Source organism: Streptomyces sp. NPDC040405, from assembly GCF_055595765.1.
The window spans coordinates 388,498-410,677 of the sequence record NZ_JBVIVI010000002.1 but is presented as its reverse complement, the minus strand read 5'-3'; the positions used below and the strand labels follow the sequence as shown (position 1 = coordinate 410,677).

The 22,180-nt window shown below is 71.9% G+C and carries 19 protein-coding genes; 8 read left to right on the top strand and 11 right to left on the bottom strand.

Features of this window, described 5'->3' with window-relative positions; all coding sequences use genetic code 11:
* Positions 1 to 850: 850 nt before the first annotated feature.
* The 7 genes from ACZ59A_RS09125 to ACZ59A_RS09095 form a co-directional block, all read right to left on the bottom strand.
* Positions 851 to 1,978 carry a hypothetical protein gene (locus ACZ59A_RS09125; RefSeq protein ID WP_470957831.1) on the bottom strand — a complete coding sequence of 376 codons (1,128 nt, stop codon included), beginning with the start codon at positions 1,976 to 1,978 and terminating at the stop codon, positions 851 to 853.
* Positions 1,979 to 2,153: 175 nt separating this feature from the next.
* Positions 2,154 to 2,327, bottom strand: coding sequence for a DUF6760 family protein (locus ACZ59A_RS09120; RefSeq protein WP_470955542.1), 174 nt, complete (start codon positions 2,325 to 2,327; stop codon positions 2,154 to 2,156).
* Positions 2,324 to 2,815 (bottom strand): hypothetical protein, encoded by a 492-nt coding sequence (locus tag ACZ59A_RS09115; protein WP_470955540.1) that lies wholly within the window; start codon positions 2,813 to 2,815, stop codon positions 2,324 to 2,326. Before ACZ59A_RS09115 ends, ACZ59A_RS09120 begins: the two co-directional genes overlap by 4 nt.
* Positions 2,815 to 3,258 carry a phage tail protein gene (locus ACZ59A_RS09110; RefSeq protein ID WP_470955537.1) on the bottom strand — a complete coding sequence of 148 codons (444 nt, stop codon included), beginning with the start codon at positions 3,256 to 3,258 and terminating at the stop codon, positions 2,815 to 2,817. The genes ACZ59A_RS09115 and ACZ59A_RS09110 overlap by 1 nt, the downstream gene beginning before the upstream one ends.
* 84 nt (positions 3,259 to 3,342) lie before the next feature.
* Positions 3,343 to 4,932 (bottom strand): phage tail sheath family protein, encoded by a 1,590-nt coding sequence (locus ACZ59A_RS09105; protein WP_470955534.1) that lies wholly within the window; start codon positions 4,930 to 4,932, stop codon positions 3,343 to 3,345.
* Positions 4,933 to 5,120: 188 nt separating this feature from the next.
* On the bottom strand, positions 5,121 to 6,818 hold the full coding sequence (locus ACZ59A_RS09100; protein ID WP_470955532.1) for a PE-PGRS family protein: 1,698 nt from the start codon (positions 6,816 to 6,818) through the stop codon (positions 5,121 to 5,123).
* Between the two features lie 35 nt (positions 6,819 to 6,853).
* Positions 6,854 to 8,047, bottom strand: coding sequence for an eCIS core domain-containing protein (locus tag ACZ59A_RS09095; protein WP_470955529.1), 1,194 nt, complete (start codon positions 8,045 to 8,047; stop codon positions 6,854 to 6,856).
* Positions 8,048 to 8,269: 222 nt separating this feature from the next.
* Between ACZ59A_RS09095 and ACZ59A_RS09090 the strand changes: the two genes are divergently transcribed.
* The gene (locus tag ACZ59A_RS09090; RefSeq protein ID WP_470955526.1) at positions 8,270 to 9,703 is read left to right on the top strand and encodes an RICIN domain-containing protein; all 1,434 of its coding nucleotides are present in this window, start codon (positions 8,270 to 8,272) and stop codon (positions 9,701 to 9,703) included.
* 19 nt (positions 9,704 to 9,722) lie between these two features.
* On the opposite strand, the gene ACZ59A_RS09085 is transcribed toward ACZ59A_RS09090, so the two are convergent.
* The 3 genes from ACZ59A_RS09085 to ACZ59A_RS09075 are packed head-to-tail and all read right to left on the bottom strand — an operon-like array spanning position 9,723 to position 13,095.
* Positions 9,723 to 11,813: an ATP-binding protein gene (locus ACZ59A_RS09085; protein ID WP_470955523.1), complete on the bottom strand. Its 2,091-nt coding sequence runs from the start codon at positions 11,811 to 11,813 to the stop codon at positions 9,723 to 9,725.
* A complete protein-coding gene (locus tag ACZ59A_RS09080) occupies positions 11,810 to 12,457 on the bottom strand; it encodes a Pvc16 family protein (protein ID WP_470955520.1) in 648 nt (215 codons plus the stop codon). Before ACZ59A_RS09080 ends, ACZ59A_RS09085 begins: the two co-directional genes overlap by 4 nt.
* On the bottom strand, positions 12,454 to 13,095 hold the full coding sequence (locus tag ACZ59A_RS09075; RefSeq protein WP_470955518.1) for a helix-turn-helix transcriptional regulator: 642 nt from the start codon (positions 13,093 to 13,095) through the stop codon (positions 12,454 to 12,456). Before ACZ59A_RS09075 ends, ACZ59A_RS09080 begins: the two co-directional genes overlap by 4 nt.
* 286 nt (positions 13,096 to 13,381) lie before the next feature.
* Here ACZ59A_RS09075 and ACZ59A_RS09070 point away from each other — a divergent pair, with 286 nt between their 5' ends.
* Positions 13,382 to 15,469 (top strand): AAA family ATPase, encoded by a 2,088-nt coding sequence (locus ACZ59A_RS09070; RefSeq protein WP_470955516.1) that lies wholly within the window; start codon positions 13,382 to 13,384, stop codon positions 15,467 to 15,469.
* A gap of 14 nt (positions 15,470 to 15,483) precedes the next feature.
* On the opposite strand, the gene ACZ59A_RS09065 is transcribed toward ACZ59A_RS09070, so the two are convergent.
* Complete coding sequence (locus tag ACZ59A_RS09065; protein WP_470955513.1) at positions 15,484 to 17,040, bottom strand: serine/threonine-protein kinase; 1,557 nt, start codon at positions 17,038 to 17,040, stop codon at positions 15,484 to 15,486.
* A gap of 181 nt (positions 17,041 to 17,221) precedes the next feature.
* On the opposite strand from ACZ59A_RS09065, the gene ACZ59A_RS09060 reads away from it, so the two are divergent.
* The 6 genes from ACZ59A_RS09060 (at position 17,222) to ACZ59A_RS09035 (ending at position 22,139) form a co-directional block, all read left to right on the top strand.
* Positions 17,222 to 17,815 (top strand): SUKH-4 family immunity protein, encoded by a 594-nt coding sequence (locus tag ACZ59A_RS09060; protein WP_470955510.1) that lies wholly within the window; start codon positions 17,222 to 17,224, stop codon positions 17,813 to 17,815.
* A 38-nt stretch (positions 17,816 to 17,853) separates the two neighbouring features.
* The gene (locus tag ACZ59A_RS09055) at positions 17,854 to 18,687 is read left to right on the top strand and encodes a class I SAM-dependent methyltransferase (RefSeq protein WP_470955507.1); all 834 of its coding nucleotides are present in this window, start codon (positions 17,854 to 17,856) and stop codon (positions 18,685 to 18,687) included.
* A gap of 149 nt (positions 18,688 to 18,836) precedes the next feature.
* The gene (locus ACZ59A_RS09050; RefSeq protein ID WP_470955504.1) at positions 18,837 to 19,730 is read left to right on the top strand and encodes a TetR/AcrR family transcriptional regulator; all 894 of its coding nucleotides are present in this window, start codon (positions 18,837 to 18,839) and stop codon (positions 19,728 to 19,730) included.
* Positions 19,731 to 19,769: 39 nt separating this feature from the next.
* Positions 19,770 to 20,657 carry a beta-keto acid cleavage family enzyme gene (locus ACZ59A_RS09045; protein WP_470957827.1) on the top strand — a complete coding sequence of 296 codons (888 nt, stop codon included), beginning with the start codon at positions 19,770 to 19,772 and terminating at the stop codon, positions 20,655 to 20,657.
* Positions 20,658 to 20,691: 34 nt separating this feature from the next.
* Positions 20,692 to 21,669: a 3-hydroxyacyl-CoA dehydrogenase NAD-binding domain-containing protein gene (locus ACZ59A_RS09040; protein ID WP_470955501.1), complete on the top strand. Its 978-nt coding sequence runs from the start codon at positions 20,692 to 20,694 to the stop codon at positions 21,667 to 21,669.
* On the top strand, positions 21,666 to 22,139 hold the full coding sequence (locus ACZ59A_RS09035) for a thioesterase family protein (protein ID WP_468048865.1): 474 nt from the start codon (positions 21,666 to 21,668) through the stop codon (positions 22,137 to 22,139). The genes ACZ59A_RS09040 and ACZ59A_RS09035 overlap by 4 nt, the downstream gene beginning before the upstream one ends.
* The last annotated feature ends 41 nt before the right edge of the window (positions 22,140 to 22,180 follow it).

Genomic DNA, 22,180 nt, shown 5'->3' with positions numbered 1-22,180 from the left:
GGGCCATGGGCACCGCAGGCGCCGGAGCGTCGGGCACGCGCCGCTGCACCGCAGGCGCGGCGGAAGCGGTGGGCAGCTGCGACGGCCCAGGGGCCGTGGGCGCAGCGGATGCCCGGGCCGACGACCCCGGACCGGGACGCGAGGCAGAACGAGGCGCAGGAGCCGGGCCCACCGCCCCCGGACCGGGAGCCGACGCAGAGCCAGGCGCAGGCGCCGACCCCAAGGCGGAGCCAGGCGCAGGCGGGGCCGCCGCGCCTGGGGCAGGGGCCGACGGGGCGCCAATGGGGGTCACTGGGAGGGCGCGGCGTTGTATGGGGGCGGGGGCCGTGGTCAGGGTTGGGGGGCGGGTGGGGCTCGGCGGGACCGGGCGTACCCGGGGGGCCGCCGAACCGCTGAACGACGGAACGGCGGGCTCCGCGGGCGGCTCCGGCTGGGCCAGCGGCAGGGCCAGCGAGGGCGCGCCGAGGTCCGGGGACGGGGTGCCCGACGCCCTGAGGGCGCCCCGGATCAGGCCGCCCGGCGCACCGTCGAGCACGGCGTGCGACAGCGTCCCGGCGAGGGACGGGTTCTGCCAGGTGGTGAGCGAGGCACCGAACCCGGGGTCGGCGACGCCGTGCGGAGACCGGGCGGCGGCCGTGGACTGGATCGGGGGAAGTCCAGCCCACGCAGCCGCCGCCCGGCGATCTGTACGGCCCTCCGGGGACGCGGACGGACCGTCCGGCATCCCCTCCGCGGATGCCGGACGGGCGTCCTCCCCAGGCGCCCGCCCGGCCGTCTCCCCGGGCGCGCCGGCGGCAGCCCCGCCGCGCGGCGCCCGCGACTGGCCCCAGAGTCTGTCGAGCAGTCCCATCTACCGTTCCTCGGGACTGAGCAGGAGTGAATCCTGTATCCAGGACTGTTGCTCAGCCGCGTGCTCCGAACGGTGTTGGGCACGCTGGTCGCCCGCTTTCGCTCCGCTGCCGGGCGGTACGGATCTCGTCCGTGGTCCGGGAAGGCGGGGGCGGGGTCCCTCACGCCGTCGGGAATCCGGTCGGGCCTGGGCGGTCCGATGCCCACGGCGATCACTCTGGTCGTCGTGGGGCGGTGCCGTCCGTCGCCGGATCGGGTGTCCGAGGGCGCGTCGCCCGATACGGCCCCGTGTCACATCGTGGTGGATGCGATAGGCCACCGCCCGGTTGTCCGTGATCCGGTCCAGCCACTCCTCACTCCGATGGTGGAACGCCACGGTCGCGTCCAGCACGTACCGGCCGTGCGGGGCGCTGGCCAGACGGGCCAGCCTGGCTGGGAGTTTGATCGAGAGCTCTCCGGTATCGGTGATACGAATGGTTTCATTACCCAGACGCTTGCCGGACTCGCCATCCGCGGCCAGGAACATCCGCGCCGCTCGCCACCGCTCCCGCCACACCTGCTCGCTCAGTCCGGCCTGATCCAGGTGGTGGCGCAGGCGCGCGAGTCTCTTCCCGCCGCGCGCCACCCGCACACGGCCCACAGCCCAGTCCGCCTCCACCCCGGCCAGCCGGGCTCGCAGCGCGTGCACGCGGCGGGACTTGGCATGCCACTCGGCCCGCGAACCGTACCCGCCTGGCGCTCCTTCCCGCTTGTCCGCCTTCGCCCCCAACGGACGCGCCAACCGCTCCTGGATCGACGCGATCTGCTTGCGCAGCCACGCCATCTCAGCGGCGTGCCCGCGCCGGGCCAAGGCCCACTGGTCATGTGTGGCCTTGGTGATACTGCCCGCCCACCTCGCCGACGAGACGCCGGTCAGTTCCCGCTTGCGCACCGCCCAGGTCTCGCTGCCGTGCTCCAGGCCCTGCCGGGAACGCACCGCCAGATCCCCCGCGGCCAAGGCACCAAGGAAGACGCCGACCTCGGCCAGTACCGCCGCATCGGTCTCCGACACGCGTAACCGGGCCCGGATGGCCGTCCCCGTTGGGCCGGGCACCACGCACGGCGCCGCCACCTCCCGCACCCCGCCCAAACCCTTCACCCCCACCGGGCATCGAAAATCCTGTCGCCCCGTCCAACGACCCCCACCCACAAAGGTCACATATTCGATGAACAAACTTCCGTTCCTATCGATCCAAGGCCCGCAGGCACTTCTCGGCCGCCGGCGCCAGGCTCACTTGTGTTTGCGGAAGCGCACTCCTGCATGGTCAAGCGCCGGCAGTCCCGAACCCCTCCGTGGCGCGGGTGACGAGAGAGGCGATTTCCTGCGCGTAGCGCCGTCGGTCGCCGTGTTCGAGGTCCAGGATGTTCTCCAGGCTCCAGTGGAAGTGGTAGGCGACGTACGCGATCTCCTGATGGATACGGTCGGTCGCGTACGTCACGATTCCCCCAGGCGGCTCCCGCCGAGCTCCACCTCGAAGGGCTGCTCACAGTGCGGGCAGGTGACCCCGGCCCGGGTGTGGCCCTCGGCGTTGACCTGCCGGTAGAAGTCCTGGAGGAAGGCGAGGTCGGAGGCGAACATGTTCTCCACCACGCCGTCGTGCACCGAGGTCAGCCCGCCCAGCCGGGTGATGACCCGGCCGAGCAGCACGACCGACAGATAGGCCGGGTTCTCCTGCACCCGCACATCCCGCAGCGGCACCAGTTCGTCCCGCGCGGTCGCCAGCCGCATGGTCCCGGTGCGGTGCACGGTGCCGGACTCGTCGACGTAGCCGCGCGGCAGCTCGAACTCGAACTCGGTGCGCAGCCGCTGCGGTTCGGGGTCCGGCGCCGGAGCCGGAACCGGGGCCGGGACCGGAACCCCAGCCGCAGCCGCAGCCGCAGGCACATCCGCTTCCGCGACCGGCGCGCGGACGGCCGTGCGGCGCATTACTCGATTTCCAGTTCTTCGAAGGTGATGGTGACGGTCTCGGTGAGCGCCGACGCCTCACCGGCCTTGACGGTGCTGGCGTCGATCTTGCTGCACCAGGCGTTGCGCAGGTTGTACCGCTTGACCGGGTTCAGCTCGTAGTCCATCACCATGATCGTGGCGTTCTTACGGGCCGTCGACATCTGGCCCTTGATGGACTGCTGGATCCACTGGGTGAACGCCGGGGACGGGGTCATGCCGCGCACGACCGTGCACTGGCCCGCCTTCTGCACGCCCGGCATCTTGCTGACCTTGGGCTTGCCCTGCGCGGAGACCTGCTGGTACTCGATGACGTCCTGTTCGTAGCTCAGGCCGCTGACCTCCTGGAGGTACTCGACCATGACGCCGTCGATCTGGATGCCGAAGTTGTGTGAGGTGAAGGAATCACCGGGCTGGATGCTCATGAACCGCTGTCTGTCCTTCTGCTACTGATGCCGCTGATGCCGCTGATGCACCGACTGGACCGAGGTGAGGGGGCGCGCGGGCCGCTACTCCTCCAGCTCGCCGCTTCCGCTGGAGAACTGGGCCAGCCGGAAGATCACGAACTCGGCGGGCTTGACGGGCGCGATGCCGATCTCGCACACGACCCGGCCCAGGTCCACCGACTCCGCCGGGTTGGTCTCCTCGTCGCACTTGACGTAGAAGGCCTGCTCGGGGCTGGAGCCGAACAGGGCTCCGGCGCGCCACTCGTTGACCAGGAACGCCGACACATTGCGCCGGATACGGGCCCACAGCTGGTGGTCGTTGGGCTCGAAGACCACCCACTGGGTGCCGATCAGGATCGACTCCTCCAGGTAGTTGAAGTACCGGCGGATGTTGATGTAGCGCCAGGCCGGGTCGGAGGAGAGGGTGCGGGCGCCCCAGATGCGGATGCCGCGGCCGGGGAAGGCCCGGATGCAGTTGACGCCGATCGGGTTGAGCAGGTCCTGCTCGCCGCGGGTGACCTGGTTCTCCAGATCGACGACACCGCGGACGACCTCGTTGGCGGGGGCCTTGTGCACACCGCGCTCGAAGTCGTTACGGGCCCAGATACCGGCGACGTGACCGCTCGGCGGGACCATGCGGCCCTGGCCGGTGGCCGGGTCGAAGATCTTGATCCAGGGGTAGTAGACGGCCGCGTACTTGGAGTCGTAGCCCGCGGTCTCCTGGCGCCACACCCGGATGTCACGGGCGTTGAGACCGGGCGGCGGGTCGATGACGGCGACGCGGTCGCCCATCAGCTCGCAGTGCGCGATCATCCCGAGCTGGACGGCCTTGACCGCCTCCAGGTCGATCACACCGCGCTGGTAGGCGGCCATCAGGTCGGGAACGGCGACCATCGAGATCTCGTCCACCGCCTCCAGACCGCCGAAGCCGGTGCGGTCGGCGGAGTCGCCGAGGTACTCGGCGGGGCCGGGGTGCGCGACGGACGTGTCGGCCGGGGCCTCCGCGGGGGCGGGGGCGGCGGTGGGGCGGACCAAGGTGACGCTCTGGTTCTCCGGCCGGGCGAGCTGCCCCGCGGGGGCCGTCTCCTGGACGGTGATGAGCTTGGAGCGCTCCTTGACCTGCGTGACGACGTAGGAGCGGTTGCCCTTCTTCGCGGTCACGTCGAAGGTCTCGGCGACCCTGCCGTCGTCCTTGACGATCAGCTTGAACCGCTCGGCCGGGCCCTCCCCCTCCGGGTCCGCCACCTCGACGCTGAGCGCGCCGCCGGGGGTCAGGGCCCGGACGGAGAACGTGCCCAGCGCGGAGGGGGCGCCCGGCGGCAGCTCGGCCGGGGCGGCGGAGCCCGCCACGGCGGCCGGGGCACCGGCGGTCCCGGCGTCCGCGTCGGGCGCGCCGCCGATCCGTACGACGTACGCCGCGGAGCCGCCGTTGTTGAAGAACCCGTAGACGGAGTGCGCGAGGTAGTACCCGTCGGTGAACTCGCCGAAGGCGGCCACGTACTGGGACCAGTTGGTCACCAGCGTCGGGGTGTTCAGCGGCCCGCTGGGGGCGAGTCCGACGAAGGCGGCCACCGAGGTGCCCACTCCCTCGATCGGGCGGGAGCCGCTGGCGACCTCCTCGACATAGACGCCCGGCGACAGATACGACGGCATGCGCTGTGCTCCTCGGGGTAAGGGTGAGGAAGAACGTGGGTCCTTCCCACCCTTGACCGGAGGGCGACAGCCCGACTAGGTCTCTTGGGGCCTGCCATGGGGCAGGGCCGGTGCCCGAAGGTATGGGCGCCGCCAGGAAGGCGGACCCTGCCCCGGGCCCGCCGTGCCCGGACGGCTCCCGGGTCGGATCAGGTGGCCTCGTCGTAGAAGTTGTGCCGCCGGCCGACGAGTTCCTGGTACATCGCCTGCCGCTGGTGGGAGCCGTCCTGGGTCTTGTTCAGCTCGGCGTACCAGTCCTGCTTGATGTCGTCCAGGAACGCACGCCAGTTCCCGCTTCCCTGCGCCTTCCCCAGCTCCTTCAGGTCCACATAGCGTTCGTTCTTGCTCAGCCCGCCGGAGCCCTCCTTGTCCCGCTTGTGGCCGTGCAGGACCGATTCGGGGTTGGCCGTGGCCTCGGTGGACCGGATGTCGTGCTTGTAGCCGACCGGGCTGGGCTTGTGGGGCCCGACCGTCTCGATGCCCACCAGCAGGGAGCCGTCCTTGTCCGCGGTCGGCGGGGTGAAGACCAGCAGCATGTGGCCGTGCGATCCGGTCGGCAGCACCACGTCGCCGTTCCAGTCCTTCGAACCGATGCCGCCGCCGGGGATGTCCACCCCGGACAGGTCCGGACCGTTTGGATTGATGAAGTTCCCGAGGGAGACGAGAGTTCCGCCCGTCTCCTTGAATTTACCCCGTTTGTCGCCCTTGTTCTTCGTGATGTCGGTGCCGTGCGTGGCGAAGTCCCGCTCGTCGACGAACTGGGTGCGATTGCCCTGGTTGTCGGTGGTGCCCAGGAATTCCGTCAGGGAAGCGGCCGACTCCCCGTTCTTCAGGGCCGGGATGCGGATGTGGACCCGGCCGCCGTGCGCGAGGGCCCGGATGACGTCGCCGTCGCGGTAGTCGATGTGCTGCTTATTCTCCTTGTCGTAGATCTTCAGCCCGTGCTGGAGGACGAGAAGGACGTGGGTGAAGACATCGCGGGCCTTGTCGGCCTTCGCCTGGTGCTGGGTGACGTGCGGCTTGTTCGCGTCGGCGTGCAGGGCGGAGGCGGGAAGCCCGGCCGGGTGCAGCGTGGCGACGGCGGTGTCGCGGATCTGCTGGTCGCGCTCGTCCTTCAGGGCCTGCTTGTCGTCCTCCGAGAGGTTGCGGCCCTTGATGTTGAAGAAGCGGCCGAGGGTGTAGTCCGGAGCGTCCGGGATGGGTGCGCCCTGGAGATGGTTGTTGTAGGCCAGGGTCGCGGTGAGGATGCGCTTGCCCGCCGGGAGATTCATCCAGTCCTTGTAGTTGCCCTTCCCGGTGTACTCCGTGGCTTCGGCGATGGTGCCGATGCCCACCTTCTTCAGCCAGTCGGGGTTGACCGTGGTGAGCGTGGCGATGTCCGCCAGTTCCCGCGCGTTGAATACCTCACCGCTGAGCACCCGCCGGTCCAGGGTGCGCCGCAGGCGCGCTTTCCCCTCCGGCATCCAGTCCTCGGGCCACCAGGTGCCCGGGGCCATGAGGGCCCGCTTCATCTTCGGCTCGACGATGTTCCCCTCGATCGACCGGCTGAGCCGGTCGATCACCTTCTTGCCCTTCTTGTCTTCCTGTTCGGAGTGTCCGGACTGCTCGGGTTCTTGGGTGGCTGCCGCGCTCGCGCTGCTCTCCCCCGCCCGCTGGATGGCCACGGACGCCGCCCGGTTCCCGGCCAGGCCCTGGACCGCCGACATCTCGGCGGGCGTCCTCGGCGTGGCCTCCAGCGCGGTCCGGGCCCGGTGGGGCGCCGCGGCGGCGGGTGGCCGCACGGGCGCGCCGCGCTCCGGTGCGCCCGTGTGCCCGTGCTCGCCGCCGTACTGCGTCGTCCTGCCCATGCGTCTCCTCCACCTGCTTCCTCGTCTGTGCGGATCTACCGGAACGGGTCGCTCGTCCCCCGGAACGCCGCCTCGAACTGCTTGGAGTACTGGGCCACCATGCCGACGTTGCGCTGAAGATCGACCCGGGTCCGCACGTCCACGCCGACGGCGATCGCGGTCCCCCGGGTGGGCTCCTTGTTGTGTTCCGTCTGCCAGTAGGCGAGTTCGCGCCGGGCGATCTCCTCGTGCGCCGCCTTGGCCCGCGGGTCGTCGCTGGGGATCTTGTACAGCTCGGTCATCTCGGGGGACTTGAAGACCTGGTCGATGGTGCGGGCGCCGTTCTCCCCGGCGACGGTGCGGATACCGGCGATGGCGGCCAGCACACCGGATCCGACGGTGTCCTTGCCCTCCAGGCCCGCGTCCTTCAGCACAGTGCTGATGTGCTGCATCGCGTCTCCGCGCGGGTTCCCCCGGGCCCGCTGGTCGGCGTTCAGGCCCAGGGTGCTCGTCATGGCGGACACCTGGTTGCCCATCCGCTGCACGGCGGGCGCCCCGCGCTTCGGCGCGCCGCCCCGGGACGTGGACCGCTGCACGGACGGCTGCTCCGCCGGGCCGGACTCGGCCGCGTGCTCCGCCGCGGGAGCGGATTCCGTCAGCGGTCGCTCCATCACCTGCTCGGAGAAGGACTCGGCCTCCTTCTCGAAGTCGTCGCTCTTGTCCGACATGCTCAGCCCGTCGCCGTGGTCGGTCCCGGCCACCTCTCCGGCCTCCTGCTGCTGGGTGTGGCGCAGCTCGTGGGCCATGACCTTCGGCTCGATGGGGCCGGGGCCGAAGACCACGTGGTTGCCCGAGGTGTACGCCTGGGCGCCGATCTCGGTGGCCGACTTCTGGGCGGCGCTGTCGGTGTGCAGCCGTACGCCGGAGAAGTCCGCGCCGCCGAAGCGGGCCTCCATCTCCGTGCGCAGCGGTCCGGTGAAGGGCTGGCCGGGGGTGTCCAGGACGTCGTGCACGGTCGAGCGCTGGACCGGCGGCGCATGGCCGCAGTCCGCCCCGTGGACGTGCCGCTCCTGCTCGATCATCCTGGCCGTCGCCGCGTTGCCCACCGAGCGCTGGAGGGCGAGGGCCTGCCCCGGAGTCGTCGGGCCGGGCGCGGCGTGCCCGGCGGTGGTGTGGTCCGCCGGGGGGCGGACCAGGGGCCTGACCCGGTCGGGGGCCTGTTCGTTGTCCAGCGTCCGTCGCGCGTGCATCGGCCGTCGCCTCTCCTTGATCCGATACGTCCGCCCCCTTCGGTACGCGATGCGGACACGCGGCGGTAGAGGCCCGGGGGCAGTCCTCCCTGCCCTCGGGGGCGTCCGGCGATCCGCGCGGGCCGGAGACGGACCGGCGGGGCAGCGTGCCGGTGTTTTCAGGCAGCGGAACGTGCCCCGGCGCCTGCGACACGGGCCGGGCGCCCGCCATAGCGTCATGCGGTGAGCCTTTGGACCTCTCTGGAACCTGCCTCGACCACCGTGGACCCCGGCGGCTCGGCCACCGTGCGGCTGCGGCTGCGCAACACCGGCGATGTCGTCGACGAATACCGCTTCGTACCCGTCGGCGACCTGTCCCCATGGACGACCGTCGAGCCGCAGACACTCCGGCTGTACCCGGGAACAACCGGCACCGTGGAGCTGACCTTCGCCCCACCGCGCACCCCGGACGCCGCCGCCGGGCCGAACGCGTACGGGGTGCAGATCATCCCCACCGAACACCCGCAGGCCACCACCGTCCCCGAAGGCAACGTCACCGTCACGCCGTTCAGCGAGGTACGGGCCGAACTCGTGCCGCAGACCGTCAAGGGCCGGTTCCGGGGACGCCCCAAACTCGCCGTGGACAACCTCGGCAACGTCAAACTCACCGCCTCCATCAGCGGCAGCGACAACGGCGACCAGATCTCCTACGACATCCACCCCGCCAACGTCCAGATCGAACCCGGCCGGGCCGCCTTCATCAAAACCACCCTCAAGCCCCGCCAGACCATCTGGGCCGGAGCCAAGGAATCCCGGCCCTTCACCCTCTCCGTACAGCGCTCCGGCGCCGAACCGCTGCCGGTGCAGGGCACCTACGAACAGCCCGGGCTGATGCCGCGCTGGCTGGGCGTGCTCTTCAGCATGCTCGTCGCGCTCACCATCGCCTTCGTCATGATCTGGATCTCGTACAAACCGCCGGTCGGCACCCGCGCCCAGGACCGGGCCGCGGAGGCCGCCGCCACCTCCGTGCCCACCGAGAAGCCCGCGGCCCCGAGCGCCCCGGCCGCGTCGAAACCGGCGGACGAGCCGACGCAGAAGCCCGGTGGGGGCGACGACGGAGACGGCGGCGGTGGAGGTGGCGGCGGCGGGGACGCCAAGCCCACGCAGGCACCGGTCGACCCGTTCGCCCGCGTCCTGCTCCGGAACGGGACCACGCAGAAGTGCGCGGCCCCGAAGGAGGAGGGCGGCAAGGCGGGTGGCAGAGCCGCCCAGTTCCCCTGTGACGGCGGCAATGAGGGGCAGTTGTGGGACCTCGAAACGGTCTTCGAGGGCAACGGCCCCGACAACGCCGACCTCGTCCAGATCCGCAACACCATGGACGGACTCTGCCTGGACCTGCCCGAGACCGGCGCGGCCCCCGCCACCTCGCCGATCACGGAGGCGGCCTGCACCCGCAAGATGGACGACAACCAGCTGTGGTGGGTGGACAAGCGGCCGAACACCAATGGGCTCCACTGGATCCGCAACTACGCCAGCAGCAATCTCTGCCTGGACGTCGCCGGGTACGCCGCCAACGGCGAGGACAAGGCGGACGGCACCAACCTCACGCTCTTCGACTGCTCCGACGACGACGATCAGACCTGGTTCATCGTCAAGCCGGACGCCCAGCAGCCTTGAGGGAGGCGCGGGCCGCCGCTCACCAGCTGACGTCGTCCAGCACCAGGCGGCCCGCCTTCCGGTACTCCCGCCGCGCCCCGGCCAGCAGATCGGCGCTCGTCACCGGCTCACCGCGACCGGCCGCCGCGTACGCAGCGGTCACCACCGCGCTGCGGATGGAGCCGCCCGCCAGCTCGAAGTCGCGAGCGCACGGGCCCGGGTCGATGCCGTCCTCGCACGGCACATGGGTCAGGCTGTGCCGCCACAGGGCGAGCCGCTGACCGGCGTCGGGGAACGGGAAGTCGACCACCGTGTCCAGCCGCCGGGTGAAAGCGTCGTCGATGTTCGCCCGCAGATTGGTGGTGAGCAGGGCGATGCCGCCGAACTCCTCCAGCCGCTGGAGGAGGTACGCGCTCTCCAGGTTGGCGTAGCGGTCATGGGAGTCGTTGACCTCGGAGCGCTTGCCGAACACCGCGTCCGCCTCGTCGAAGAGCAGCACCGCGTCCGTGCGGTCGGCCTCGGTGAAGATGCGCTCCAGGTTCTTCTCGGTCTCGCCGACGTACTTGTCCACGACCGACGACAGCTGGACGACGTACAGGTCCAGGCCCAGATCTGCGGCGACCACCTCGGCGGACATGGTCTTTCCGGTGCCGGAGTCCCCGGCGAACAGCGCCAGGACGCCATGGCCCCGCCCGCCGCCCGCGCTCAGCCGCCAGTCGCCGAGCACCCGGTCGCGGTGGCGGGCGCGCAGGGACAGCTCGCGCAGCTGGCCCAATGGCTCGGCGGGCAGCACCAGATCGTCCCAGCCGACGTCGGGCCGGATCCGGCGGGCGTGGTTCTCCAGACCGGACGCGGAGTGCTGACGGGCCGCGCGCCGCAGATGCTCCGGGCCGGGCGGGGTGCCCTCGAAGGCGGCCAGCCGCAGCGCGGACCGCGCCGCCCGGCGGATCCGCTCACCGCCGAGCCGGTACGGGGCGACGGTCGCCGCCAGGTCGAACCCGGGGTCGTCCCCCGGGCCCAGGCCGAGCGCGGCCGCCCAGGCGTCCACCCCGCCCGAGGGCAGCCGCTCCACCTCCAGCAGCAGCGGATCGCGGTCGGACCACTGCGGGTCGTACGCCGGCCGGCCGGTCAGCAGCACCGGTACGTCGGGCACCGCCAGCGCCCGGATCAGCGGCCCCGGCCGGTCGGGCAGCTCGGACACCACGATCCCGCAGCCGCGCAGCCGCGCCTCGCGCAGCAGCTCCGGCACCGGGCCGAGGGCATCGTGCTCCCGCTGCCCGGCCTCCCGCTGCCCGGCGGCGGCCGGGGTGAAGTGCAGCGCCTCGTACCCGGCGGCGCGCAGAGCGGTGGCGGCGCACGACAGACCGTCGCCCTCTCGCTGTTCGCGCAGATAGACCGTGCACGGGGCGGCGGCGAGGTGCGCGGCGAGGTTCTTGGCGAGCCGGTCCGCCACCGGATCGCCGTGGGCCGCGCCCGTGAGCGTGCGGGCACGGCCGTCGAGCGCGGCGTCCTGGGTGTCGTCGCCGAGGAGATGGGCGGCCACCCGGTCGGGCACCCGCAACGAGCGGCTGAGGAAGGGCCGTTCGGGCTCCTCCACGACCAGCAGGCCGAGCCGGGCCAGGGGTGCCGTGGGGTGGAAGCGGTCACGGGCCGCGGGATGGGCCACGGGCAGCCCGCATACGTCGAGCACCAGCCCGACGGTGGCCCGGCGACGGCTGACGTCGTCGTTGAGGTAGCCGTACAGCGGCTCGAAGCCGCGGTCCAGGTCGGGGGCGAGGGCGATGAGCAGCGCGGCGGTGTCCAGCTCGGTCAGGCCCAGCCGGAGGGCGAGCCGGTGCAGCCGGTCGCCGTCCGGCGCCGGGTCGGCCGCGGCGGCATCCAGGGCTTCCGGGGCATCCGCGGCCTGCAGCGGTGGCGCCTGCGGCTCGTCGGCGGCCCGCAGCAGAAGGTGGCGTACGACGTCGTCGGACAGGTAGAGGCCGCGCAGCGGGTCGGCCGCGGTGGGGTCGCCCGCGCTGCGCGACTCCACCAGGGCGGCGATCCGTTCGCGCAGCCGGGCGAGCCGGACGAGCAGCGCGCTCGCCGGATCGTCGGCGCGGATGCCGTACGAGGGCGACGGAGAGCCGGTCACCGGGGGTGCGCTCCCGTGGTCGTCGGGTCGAGATGGCGTGCCTGGTGCGTCCGCTCGCCGTCCTCGGCTCCACCGATCTCGCGGGCGCGCACCAGCGTGCCCTCGGTGACGGGCGGCCCGGCGTCGTAGTCGGGGTAGGCCGGGAACGGCACGGTGACCACGAGGTCGATCGACGGTTTGAGCATGCCGCCGAGCGCGGACCAGATCTCGGCCAGCGAACGGGACTCGGTCTGTATCCCGGCGACCGTGAGCGGCACGCTGAGACCCAGCCCCGCGAGCTGCTCCGGAAGGGTGTCCGGCGGCAGCAGTTCGTGGGGCAGCAGGGTCGCCAGCGCGGCCGACAACAGCCGGTGTTCGTCCTCGGGCCGCTTGGTCCACGCGGTGAGCAGGTACGACAGCCGGAACCAGCGCGGCGGGCGGCGCCTGCGCACCACGATTCCCTGTCCGTCGCGGATGGCGCCCGCGCCGCGTTCGCGCCGTTTGACGTCCTCCCGGATGTCGTACAGATAACAGTTCAGAGCCGGGGCGTTGCGCCGCGCGGACCATTCCTTGGTCGGGGCGTCGAAGGCGATCTCGATATCACTTCCGGCGAGTGCGCCGCCCTGGAGCATCGTGCGCAGCAGCGCGTCGACTTCGTGAATCACGAGATGTACCCCTCGCGCAGAGCATAGGCGACGGCGTGCGCGCGATTGCGCAGATCCAGTCGCGTGGTCAGACCTTGCATGATGTTCTTGACGGTCCGTTCCGAATACGACAGCTTACTAGCGATTTCCCCAGTTCCCATTCCGTCCGCGACGAGCCGCAGCACGTCGATCTCGCGCGGGGTGAGGCCGGAGGGCTGGGTGGCGGGGTGGCCGGAGGCGCCCGGCCGTAAGTTGCCGACCTGGCTGATCAGCCGCCCGAGCAGATCCGAGGGCAGGTCGCCGTCGCCGTGGAAGGCGGCGGTCACGGCCCTCAACAGCCGCCCGCCGGTGGCCTCGTGCCGCCAGACGATGGCACCGACGCCGCACTCGATGACGTCCAGCAGCTCGGCCTCGCGGATCAGGCTCACCACCAGGACGGGCTGCAGCCCCTCGCTGCGGACGAGCCTGCGCAGTTGGGAGAGCAGCGCCTGATCGGGAGATTCGGCGAGCAGCACGGCCACGCCGTCGCCGGCCGCGGCGGCCTCGTCCACGAGGTCGACTTCCGGGTGCTGCCGCAGCTGGCTGATCGTTCCTTCTCGTGAGATCGGATCCGGCGCATGGACCACGACCGGAATCTTTTTCTCGGGTTCCGTGATCACCGAATGAAAAGTTCCGCGCACTATTCCTCCCCTGCCGTCGCGATGGTACGACAGCTCCCGATAACAGCCACACGGGTGGAAGCCTTTCTACCACTTCACTATTGGCCGACCCGGCCCGCGACATGCTCATTAAAGTGCTCAGAAAAGTGCTCGAAAAATGGCCGGTATATTGCCCACTCGACGCTCTCCCGCGGATGGGCACGCGGGGCGGCTACTCAGGAATCCCCACTACCCTCCCCCTCAGTAAGCGCTTGTACGCGCAGGAGCAGGTCGGCAAGGGAGTGCTATGACTCACCGTGACCATCACTCACCCGAGAGCCTGGGTGAGCACTTACGCGCGGCGCGGCGACGCGCCTTCGTCGGACGCGACCGCGAACTCGCCCAGTTCCGCTCGGCGCTCGACGGCGCCGCGGGCGCGTTCACTGTGCTCTTCCTCACCGGCCCCGGCGGAATCGGCAAGTCGTCGCTGCTGCGGCGCTTCGCCGACGAGGGGCATGCGGCCGGGGCGACGGTGGTCGAGCTGGACGGGCGCAGCGGTGAGTGCAGCCCCGCGGCGTTCGAGGCGGACGCGGCCGGGGTGTTCGCCACCGACCGGCCGGTGCTGCTGGTCGACACGTTCGAGGAATACCGGTCGCTGGAGGGCTGGTTACGGGACCGCTTCCTCCCCCGGCTCCCGCTGGGGGCGCTGGTGGTCCTCGCCGGACGGCAGCCGCCCTCGGACCACTGGCGGACCGATCCCGGCTGGGCCGGGATCCTGCGGGTCGTCGGCCTGCCGGAGCTGCCGCGCGGCGAGGCGGTCGCCCTGCTGACGGCGCGCGGGGTGCCGCCGGAGCGGCAGGCCGGTGTCCTCGCCTTCGCGGGCGGCAACCCGCTGGCCCTGTCGCTGGCCGCGGAGGTGGCACGCGACCACGACGACGGGGACGACGGCGGGGGCGGGGACGGCGGAAGCGGCGCCTGGACACCGGCCCAGGACGTGATCGGCACGCTGGTGTCCCGGCTGGTCGGCGAGGTGCCGTCGGCGGTCCACCGGCAGGCGCTGGAGATATGCGCCCACGCGCACATGACCACCGAGGAGTTGCTGCGGGCGGCCCTGCCCGAGGCCGACACGGCGGCCCTGTTCGGCTGGCTGCGCGGGCTGCCGTTCATCGAGACGGGCCCCTGCGGGATCTTCCCGCACGATGTGGTGCGCGAGATCCTGGACGCCGATCTGCGCTGGCGTGATCCGCAGCGCTACCGGACCATGCACGGCCGCATCCTGCGCCATCTCGTCGCACAGGTGCGGCAGGCCCGCGGTGGCGCCGTGGCGGGCCCGGCCCTGCGCGGCCTGTCGGCCGCCGTGCTCTACCTCCAGCGCGACGGGTTCGGCCAGGACTGGTTCGGCAGCGCCCGGCCGCACGAGGTGTACGAGGACACCCTGCGGCCCGGCGACCGCGACGCGGTGCTGGAACTGGCCGCCAAGGAAGGCCCCGCGGAGAACGTGGCCATCGTCCGCCACTGGCTCGACCGGCAGCCCGAGTCGTTCCACGTCTACCGGCGCTCGGTCTCGGGCGAGACCGTCGGCTTCATGTCCTGGCTGCGGCTGACCGAGGCCCGGGCGGCGGACCAGGGCGCCGATCCCGTCGTCGCGGCGGCCTGGGCGCATGTGCGCCGGAAGGCCCCGCCCGGTCCCGGGGAACACCTGGGCCTCGCCCGGTTCATCGTGCGCGCCGATCCCAGCCCCTCCCCCGCCGGGGACCTCATGAGCGCGCGGATCATGGCCGAGGTCCTCACCGATGACGGTCTGACCTGGGCGCTCGTGGTGATGGACGACTTCGGGACGTACCAGCGGTCCTCGTTCGCCGCCACCCTGGACGCCCCGCCCCTGGTCCAGGTCGGCGACCGGCTCTACGGGCTCTTCGGCCACGACCGGCGCAGGATGTCCCCCGACGCGTTCCTCCAGCAGACGATGCATCTGGAACCCGCCGACCACGGGGACGCGCCCGCCGCCGCACCCGTGCCGCCTCCCGCCGCCGCCCCGGCGCCCGCCGAAGAGGGTCTGTCCCGGGCCGAGTTCGACGCGGCCGTACGGCGCGCACTGCGCCACTGGCACCGGCCCGACGCGCTGTCGGCCAGCCCGCTCCTGCGCACCCATCTGGTGGCCGCGGACGCCGCCGACCCCGTGGAGGCGCTGCGGGACGTACTCGCCGAGGCGGCCGGGAAGCTGCGCGCGGACCGGCTGGGCGAAAAGCTCCACCAGGCGGTCGCGGTGACGTTCTTCGAGGGCGCCCCGACCCAGGAGGCCGCGGCCGACCGGCTCGGCGTGCCGTTCAGCACCTACCGCCGTCATCTCACCCGCGGCCTGGCCCGGGTCTGCGAACTGCTGTGGCACCGTTAGCCGTTGGACCGCGCTCAGCGAGTGACCAGCACGCTCACCGTCAGGGTGCCCTTGTTGTCGTCCAGGCAGTCGTCGCCGTCGTTGATCCGCAGCTCCAAGGTGCCCTCGTCCGCCGCCCGGAACTTCCACTCGCGCGTGACGCGATGGCTCGGCAGGCTCTTGGGGTTGCCGGAGAAGCGGCCCAGGAGGGTGCCGAACGGGGCCGTGGAGTTGACCTTGCAGCTCCAGGCGCCCCGCAGCCTCTCGTCGTCGGCGGATGTGTGGCCGAGGGGGCCCACCCCCGGCAGGAGGGTGGAGTCCACCGACCAGGTCCCGGTGGAGTAGCGCACCGCCACCTTGTCGCCCTGACGGAGCGGGGTCCGCGTCGCGCGCTGCCACCCCTTGGCCGACTGGACGTTGAACGTCGTGGTCGTGGTGACGGGCGCGGCCGGGGCGGCCGACGTGGCCCGGCCGTCCGGCGACGCGTCCTCCCCGTCGAACGGGGGCGCGTCCGTCAGGACCAGGAAGACGCCGGTGACCAGGGCGGACACCGCCCCGGCCGCCACCGGCCACCACCACCGCACCGGGCGGCGGCGGGGCGGCGGGGCGGCCGGGCGGTCCACCACGGTCGGATCCGCGCCGATCAGGGTCGGCGCCGGGTCCAGGGGGCGTATGTGGGTCTGCGTCGCGGCCTCCGCCAGGGGCTGGGGCGCCCGTACCGCCGCGGCGGCGGTCTCCGCGCCGACGGCGGCCGTGAGGGCGACGCCGTCCGCGGCGCCGTCCGCGACGCTCTGCAGCGCCTCGCGCACCGTGGCCACGGAGGGGCGCTCGTCCGGGGACTTGCGCAGCAGCGCCTCGACGACGGGCCGCAGCGGGCCGACCCGGTCCGGGATGTTCGGTTCCGCGAAGGTCACGGCGTGCAGCGCGGCGGCCTGGGTGGTGCGCTGGAACGGCGCCACCCCGGAGGCGACGGCGGACAGGGTCGCGCCCAGCGCCCACAGGTCGGACGGCGGGCCGATCTCGTCGGCGGTCAGCCGCTCGGGGGCCATGTAGCCGATGGAGCCGAGGAGTTCGCCCGCCGTGGTGAGCGAGTCGTCGCCCTCCAGGGCGGCGATGCCGAAGTCGGTGAGGACGGCGCTGCCGTCCGGGCGCAGCAGGACGTTGGCGGGCTTGATGTCGCGGTGCAGCGCCCCGACGGCGTGCACGGCTTCCAGCGCGCTCAGCAACTGGAGGCCGAGGGTGGCGGTGCGGGACGGCGACAGCGGACCGACGGCCGCGAGGTGGCGGTCGAGGGACGGGCCGTCCACCAGCTCCATCGTGATCCACAGCCGGCCGTCGTACTCGACCAGATCGTGGATGCCGACCACATGGGGGTGGTGCAGCCGGGCGACGGTGCGCGCCTCCCGCACCGCCCGGCGCAGCCGTCTGTGGTGCTCGTCGCCGTCGCTGGTGACGTGGAGCTCCTTGACGGCGACCTCGCGCTCCAGCACCCGGTCCCGGGCACGCCAGACCGTGCCCATACCGCCCCGGCCGAGCCGGTCCTGGAGCAGATAGCGTTCGGCGATCAGCCGTCCTTCTTCGGCGGATCTCACTCGGTCTCCCCTGTTCTCTCCCCCCGGCCCCGCCGATGCGCGGGAAACGATGCGGCGAGCATAGTCGGACCGTTGTCGGACCCGTGCGGTTGACTTGGTACGTACGCGTTTCGCCGGGCGGGCGGCAACGGCCTACCGGCACACAGCACTTCAGGCACACAGCACTTCAGGGGGCACGGCGATGACCACGACGAACCTTCCGGATGTTCCGGACGCGGCCTGGCTGGAGGCCCGGTTCGGCACGGGGTCCCTGTGGCGGCCGGACGAGGCCGACCTTCCGGCGGAGCTGACCCACCAGGGGTCGCGGGAGTTCCTGACCACGGTCGGATTCCCCGCCGTGAAGATGGGCCTCATCCGCTTCGACTCGGTCCATCTGCGCGACGGCGACGAGCCGCACGCCTTCGACGCCGACGATGTGTACGGGCGGCGCTACCCCGACGACGACTCCCCGCCGGAGAACTTCTGCTTCTCCTTCGGCAGGCGCTACGAGGACATGCTGATGCTCGACGCGGCGGCCGGTGGCATCGATCACTACGATCCGTCCGGCTGGGACCACGGGGAGGGCCACAAGGGCATGGTGGCCTCCTCGCTGCCCTCGCTCGCCGTCCTGCTCGGGCTGCTCGCCGAGCGGGCGGAGGCCATCGAGGCGGTCGAGGACGACGAGGAGGCCCGGGCCGAGGCCGTCGAGGAGCTGCGCGCCGAGATGACCGCCTTCGATCCGTACGTGGAGGACGCCCCGCTCTGGGACGAGGTGTTCGCGGACCTGGCGGAGTGACCAGCGCTTATCGCGGGCCGCGGGTGTTCAATGGCTGCATGGCGGACGACAACCGGTGGCGCGTCGAACTGAGCGGGGTGCCCGAGACCCTGCTGTGGAACCTCCACATGCGCGCGTACGAGGCGCGCCAACCGCGGCCGGTGCTGGCGGATCCCAAGGCCGTGGAGCTGGCCGACCGCGTCGACTACCCCTTCGAGGAGACCTTCGGCCCGCCGAACCCGCTGCTCGCGCAGGGGCACGCGCTGCGCGTGCGGACCTTCGACGATGCCGTACGGGAATTCCTGGCCGCCCACCCGGACGGCACCGTCGTCACGCTCGCCGAGGGGCTGGAGACCCAGTACTGGCGGGTGGACAACGGGCGGGCCCGCTGGCTGTGCGTCGAGCTGCCGGAGACCGCCGCGGTGCGGCGCGCCCTGCTGCCGGACGACGAGCGGCGGCGCACCCTCGCCGGGTCGGCGCTCGACCTGTCGTGGCGGCAGGAGGTCGACGCCTCGCGCGGGGTGCTGATCACCGCGCAGGGGCTGCTGATGTATCTGCGGCCCACCGAGGTACGGGACCTGATCGCCGGATGCGCGGAGGGGTTTCCGGGCGGGGCGCTGGTCTTCGACGCGGTGCCGCGCTGGTTCAGCGCGCGCACGATGCGCGGCGAGATGCGCAGCGCGGGGTACCAGGCTCCGCCCATGCCCTGGGGCATGGACGCGGGTGAGCTGGCCAAGGTCCGTACCGCCCATCCGCGCATCTCCGAGGTGCGGGAGCTGCCGCCGCCGCGCGGCCGGGGGGTGTACCACGGGGCGCTGGTGCCGGTGCTGCGGCGGCTGCCCGCCGTACGGAACCTGCGGCCCACGATGACCGCGATCGCCCGCTTCGGCTGAGTGGCCGATTCCTCACCCCTCCCTACTGATCACCGAGTCAGTCGACGTCTCATCACCTGGCGGAAATTCCGGTGCGTACACGCCCATAAGGGGGCATTTCCCACCCACATCCATTGCGCTTATCTCAACACCTCCGTACGGTGTCGGCCATGCGGCAAAAGTTCGACGTCCCGGCGCGTGTCCGTCAGGTGATCGACGAAGCGGGCTGCAGCCAGCGGGAGTTCGCACGGCGTGTGGTGATGGACCCCTCCAAGCTGTCCCGCTCGCTCGGCGGCACCCGACGTTTCACCGTCGCCGAACTGGCCCGCATCGCCGACGCGGGCCGGGTCGACGCCGGGTGGCTGCTCGGCACCACCGGGCCCGGCGAACCGGCCGCCGCCACCCCTGAACCGGCCGCCCGCCCCTCACCCCCCGAGGGCGGGCGGCCTCTCCAGATCGTGCGGGAGACCGTGCGGCTCATCGCCGAGCACGGCTTCCACTCCGTACGTGTCGCCGACATCGCCGCCGCCTGCGACACCAGCACCGCCGCCATCCACTACCACTTCCCCGGCCGCGCCGAATTACTGGAAGCCGCCGTGCGCTGGTGCATGGACGAGGACACCATGCGCCGCGCCGCCCGCCTCGCCGAGGCCGACGACGCCCTCGAGGAGCTGCGGCAGCTCATCGACCTCCAGGTCCCGGACAGCACCCAGCAGCGCCACCAGTGGCTGGTGTGGATGGACCTGTGGGCCGAGGCCGCGCGCTCGACCGCCATCGGACAGCTGCACGCCGCGTTCTACCAGGAGTGGCGGCGGACGATCGCCGAGGTGATCAGGCGCGGCATCGCCCAGGGCGTGTTCCGCGACGTCGACCCCGAGTTCAGCGCGCTGCGGCTCACCGCGCTGATCGACGGATTCGCCACCCAGGTGGTGGCCACCGCGCCCGGCGAGGGCGGTACGAGCGCGGAGGTCATGCGCACCGCCTGCCTCGCCTACCTCGACACGGAGCTGTCCGCACAGCCCCCTCACCGTCCGGACGAAACCCGTTCATCCCCGTTCCCGTAGCTACGGAGCAGTCGCAGAAGACGGAGAAACGCCATGCCCATGAACGACAGCGTCATCATCACCTGCGCCCTCACCGGGGCCGGCGACACCGTGGGCCGCAGCCCCCACGTCCCCGTCACCCCCGAGCAGATAGCCCGCTCCGCCGTCGAGGCCGCCGAGGCCGGGGCGGCCGTGGTCCACATCCACGTACGCGACCCCGAGACCGGTGCCCCCTCCCGCGATCCGCGGCTGTACCGCGAGGTCGTGGAGCGGGTGAAGGAAACCGGCACCGACGTCGTCATCAACCTCACCGCGGGCATGGGCGGCGACCTCGTCATCGACCCCGAGGCGCCCCTCACCCAGCTCCCCGGCACCGACCTGGTCAGCGGCCTGGACCGGCTTCCGCACGTCGAGGACCTGCTTCCCGACATCTGCACCCTGGACTGCGGCTCGCTCAACTTCGGCGACGGCAGCAACCTCTACGTCTCCACCCCCGACATGCTGCGCACCGGCGCCAAGCGCATCCAGGAGCTCGGCGTCCGCCCCGAGCTGGAGATCTTCGACACCGGCCAGCTGTGGTTCGCCAAGCAGCTGCTGGCCGAGGGGCTGCTGGAGGACCCGACCGTCTTCCAGCTGTGCATGGGCATCCCGTGGGGCGCCCCCGCCGAACCGGGCGTCCTGAAGGCCATGGTCGACATCCTGCCCGAGGGCGCGCAGTGGGCCAGCTTCGCGCTGGGCCGCATGCAGATGCCGTGGGTCGCCCAGTCCATCCTGCTCGGCGGCAACGTACGGGTCGGCCTTGAGGACAACCTCTACCTCAGCCGCGGCGTCAAGGCCACCAACGGCCAGCTGGTCGAACGGGCCGTCCAGATCACCGAGCTGCTGGGCGCGGCCGTCGCCAGCCCGGACGAGGCCCGGCTGCGCCTCGGCCTCAAGCCCCGCGCGTAAGACGCCCCCTCCTCCTGCGATCCTTAGGACCCCCATGCCCTCACCCCCCTGTGCACCCGACCGTGTCCGCCGCGTCGCCTGTATCGGCGCGGGCGTCATCGGCGGCGGCTGGGTCGCCCACTTCCTCGCCCGCGGCTACGACGTCACCGCCTGGGACCCGGCGCCGGACGCCGAGACCAAGCTGCGCCGCCTCGTCGACGCCGCCTGGCCCGCGCTGGAGCAGATCGGCCTGGCCGAAGGCGCCTCACCGGACCGTCTCACCCTCGCCCCGACCCTCGAAGAGGCCGTCGCCGAGGCGCAGTTCGTGCAGGAGAGCGCCCCCGAGAAGCTGGAGCTGAAGCGGAGCCTGCTGGCCCAGCTGGACGCGGCGGCCCCGGCGGGCGTCGTCATCGCCTCCTCCACCTCCGGCTATCCGATGACCGACATGCAGACCGAGGCCACCGACCCCGGCCGCCTCCTCGTCGGCCACCCGTTCAACCCGCCGTATCTGATCCCCCTGGTCGAGGTCGCGGGCGGCGAGAAGACCGACCCGGCCGCCGTGGAATGGGCCTCCGCCTTCTACAAGGCGGCCGCCAAGTCCGTCATCACCATGGACCGCGAGTTGCCCGGCTTCATCGCCAACCGCCTCCAGGAGGCGCTGTGGCGCGAGGCCCTGCACATGGTGGCGAACGGCGAGGCCACCGTTAAGGACATCGACGACTCGATCACCGAGGGACCCGGCCTGCGCTGGGCCTTCATGGGGCCGTGCCTGACGTTCGCCCTGGCGGGAGGCGAAGGCGGCATGGGGCATATGCTCGATCACTTCGGACCGTCACTGAAATCGCCATGGACGCGTCTCGAAGCCCCTGAGCTGGACGACTCGTTGCGTACGGCCATGGTCGACGGATGTGACGAGGCGGCGGCCGGGCGGAGTATCGCCCAGCTCGTCGCGGAAAGGGACCAGGGCGTGATCAACGTCCTGCGGGCGACCGGCCGGTTGCCCGAGCAGCGCAACGAGGGAGGCGACAAGTGAGCGACCAGCTCCCCCACTACCACCAGACCGTCCGACCGGAATGGATCGACTACAACGGTCATATGAGCGAGGCGTTCTACGTCCTCGTCTTCGGACACAGCACGGACGAGATGATGGTCGAGACCGGTCTCGACTCCGGATACCGGGTGAAGACCGGCTGCTCCCTCTACACCGTCGAGACGCACATACGCTATCTCCACGAGGTCGAGGAAGGCGCCGAGCTGACCATCCGCACCCGAGTGCTGGGCGTGGACGAGAAGAAGGTGCGGTTCTCGCACGAGATGTACGTGGGCGAGCCGGAGGGTGGCGACCCCGTGGCCACCACCGAACTGCTCGCCCTCCACATCGACCAGAAGGAGGGCCACGCGGCGCCCTTCCCCGAGGAGATCCGCGAGCGGCTCGCCTCCCTGGTCGAGAAGACACCCGACTGGGCGGGCCGCTCCATCGGCCCTGTCCCCACGGCCGCCTAGGCGCGGCGCACGCAGAGACGAGGGGGTCACCGGGCCGTACG

Bases quoted from the DNA above. Each gene is read 5' to 3' on its own strand.
- ACZ59A_RS09050 (WP_470955504.1), top strand. From the start codon at position 18,837: ATGCGGCAAAAGTTCGACGTCCCGGCGCGTGTCCGTCAGGTGATCGAC.
- ACZ59A_RS09115 (WP_470955540.1), bottom strand. From the start codon at position 2,815: ATGCGCCGCACGGCCGTCCGCGCGCCGGTCGCGGAAGCGGATGTGCCT.
- ACZ59A_RS09055 (WP_470955507.1), top strand. From the start codon at position 17,854: ATGGCGGACGACAACCGGTGGCGCGTCGAACTGAGCGGGGTGCCCGAG.
- ACZ59A_RS09110 (WP_470955537.1), bottom strand. From the start codon at position 3,258: ATGAGCATCCAGCCCGGTGATTCCTTCACCTCACACAACTTCGGCATC.
- ACZ59A_RS09045 (WP_470957827.1), top strand. From the start codon at position 19,770: ATGAACGACAGCGTCATCATCACCTGCGCCCTCACCGGGGCCGGCGAC.
- ACZ59A_RS09040 (WP_470955501.1), top strand. From the start codon at position 20,692: ATGCCCTCACCCCCCTGTGCACCCGACCGTGTCCGCCGCGTCGCCTGT.
- ACZ59A_RS09100 (WP_470955532.1), bottom strand. From the start codon at position 6,818: ATGGGCAGGACGACGCAGTACGGCGGCGAGCACGGGCACACGGGCGCA.
- ACZ59A_RS09095 (WP_470955529.1), bottom strand. From the start codon at position 8,047: ATGCACGCGCGACGGACGCTGGACAACGAACAGGCCCCCGACCGGGTC.
- ACZ59A_RS09070 (WP_470955516.1), top strand. From the start codon at position 13,382: ATGACTCACCGTGACCATCACTCACCCGAGAGCCTGGGTGAGCACTTA.
- ACZ59A_RS09105 (WP_470955534.1), bottom strand. From the start codon at position 4,932: ATGCCGTCGTATCTGTCGCCGGGCGTCTATGTCGAGGAGGTCGCCAGC.
- ACZ59A_RS09060 (WP_470955510.1), top strand. From the start codon at position 17,222: ATGACCACGACGAACCTTCCGGATGTTCCGGACGCGGCCTGGCTGGAG.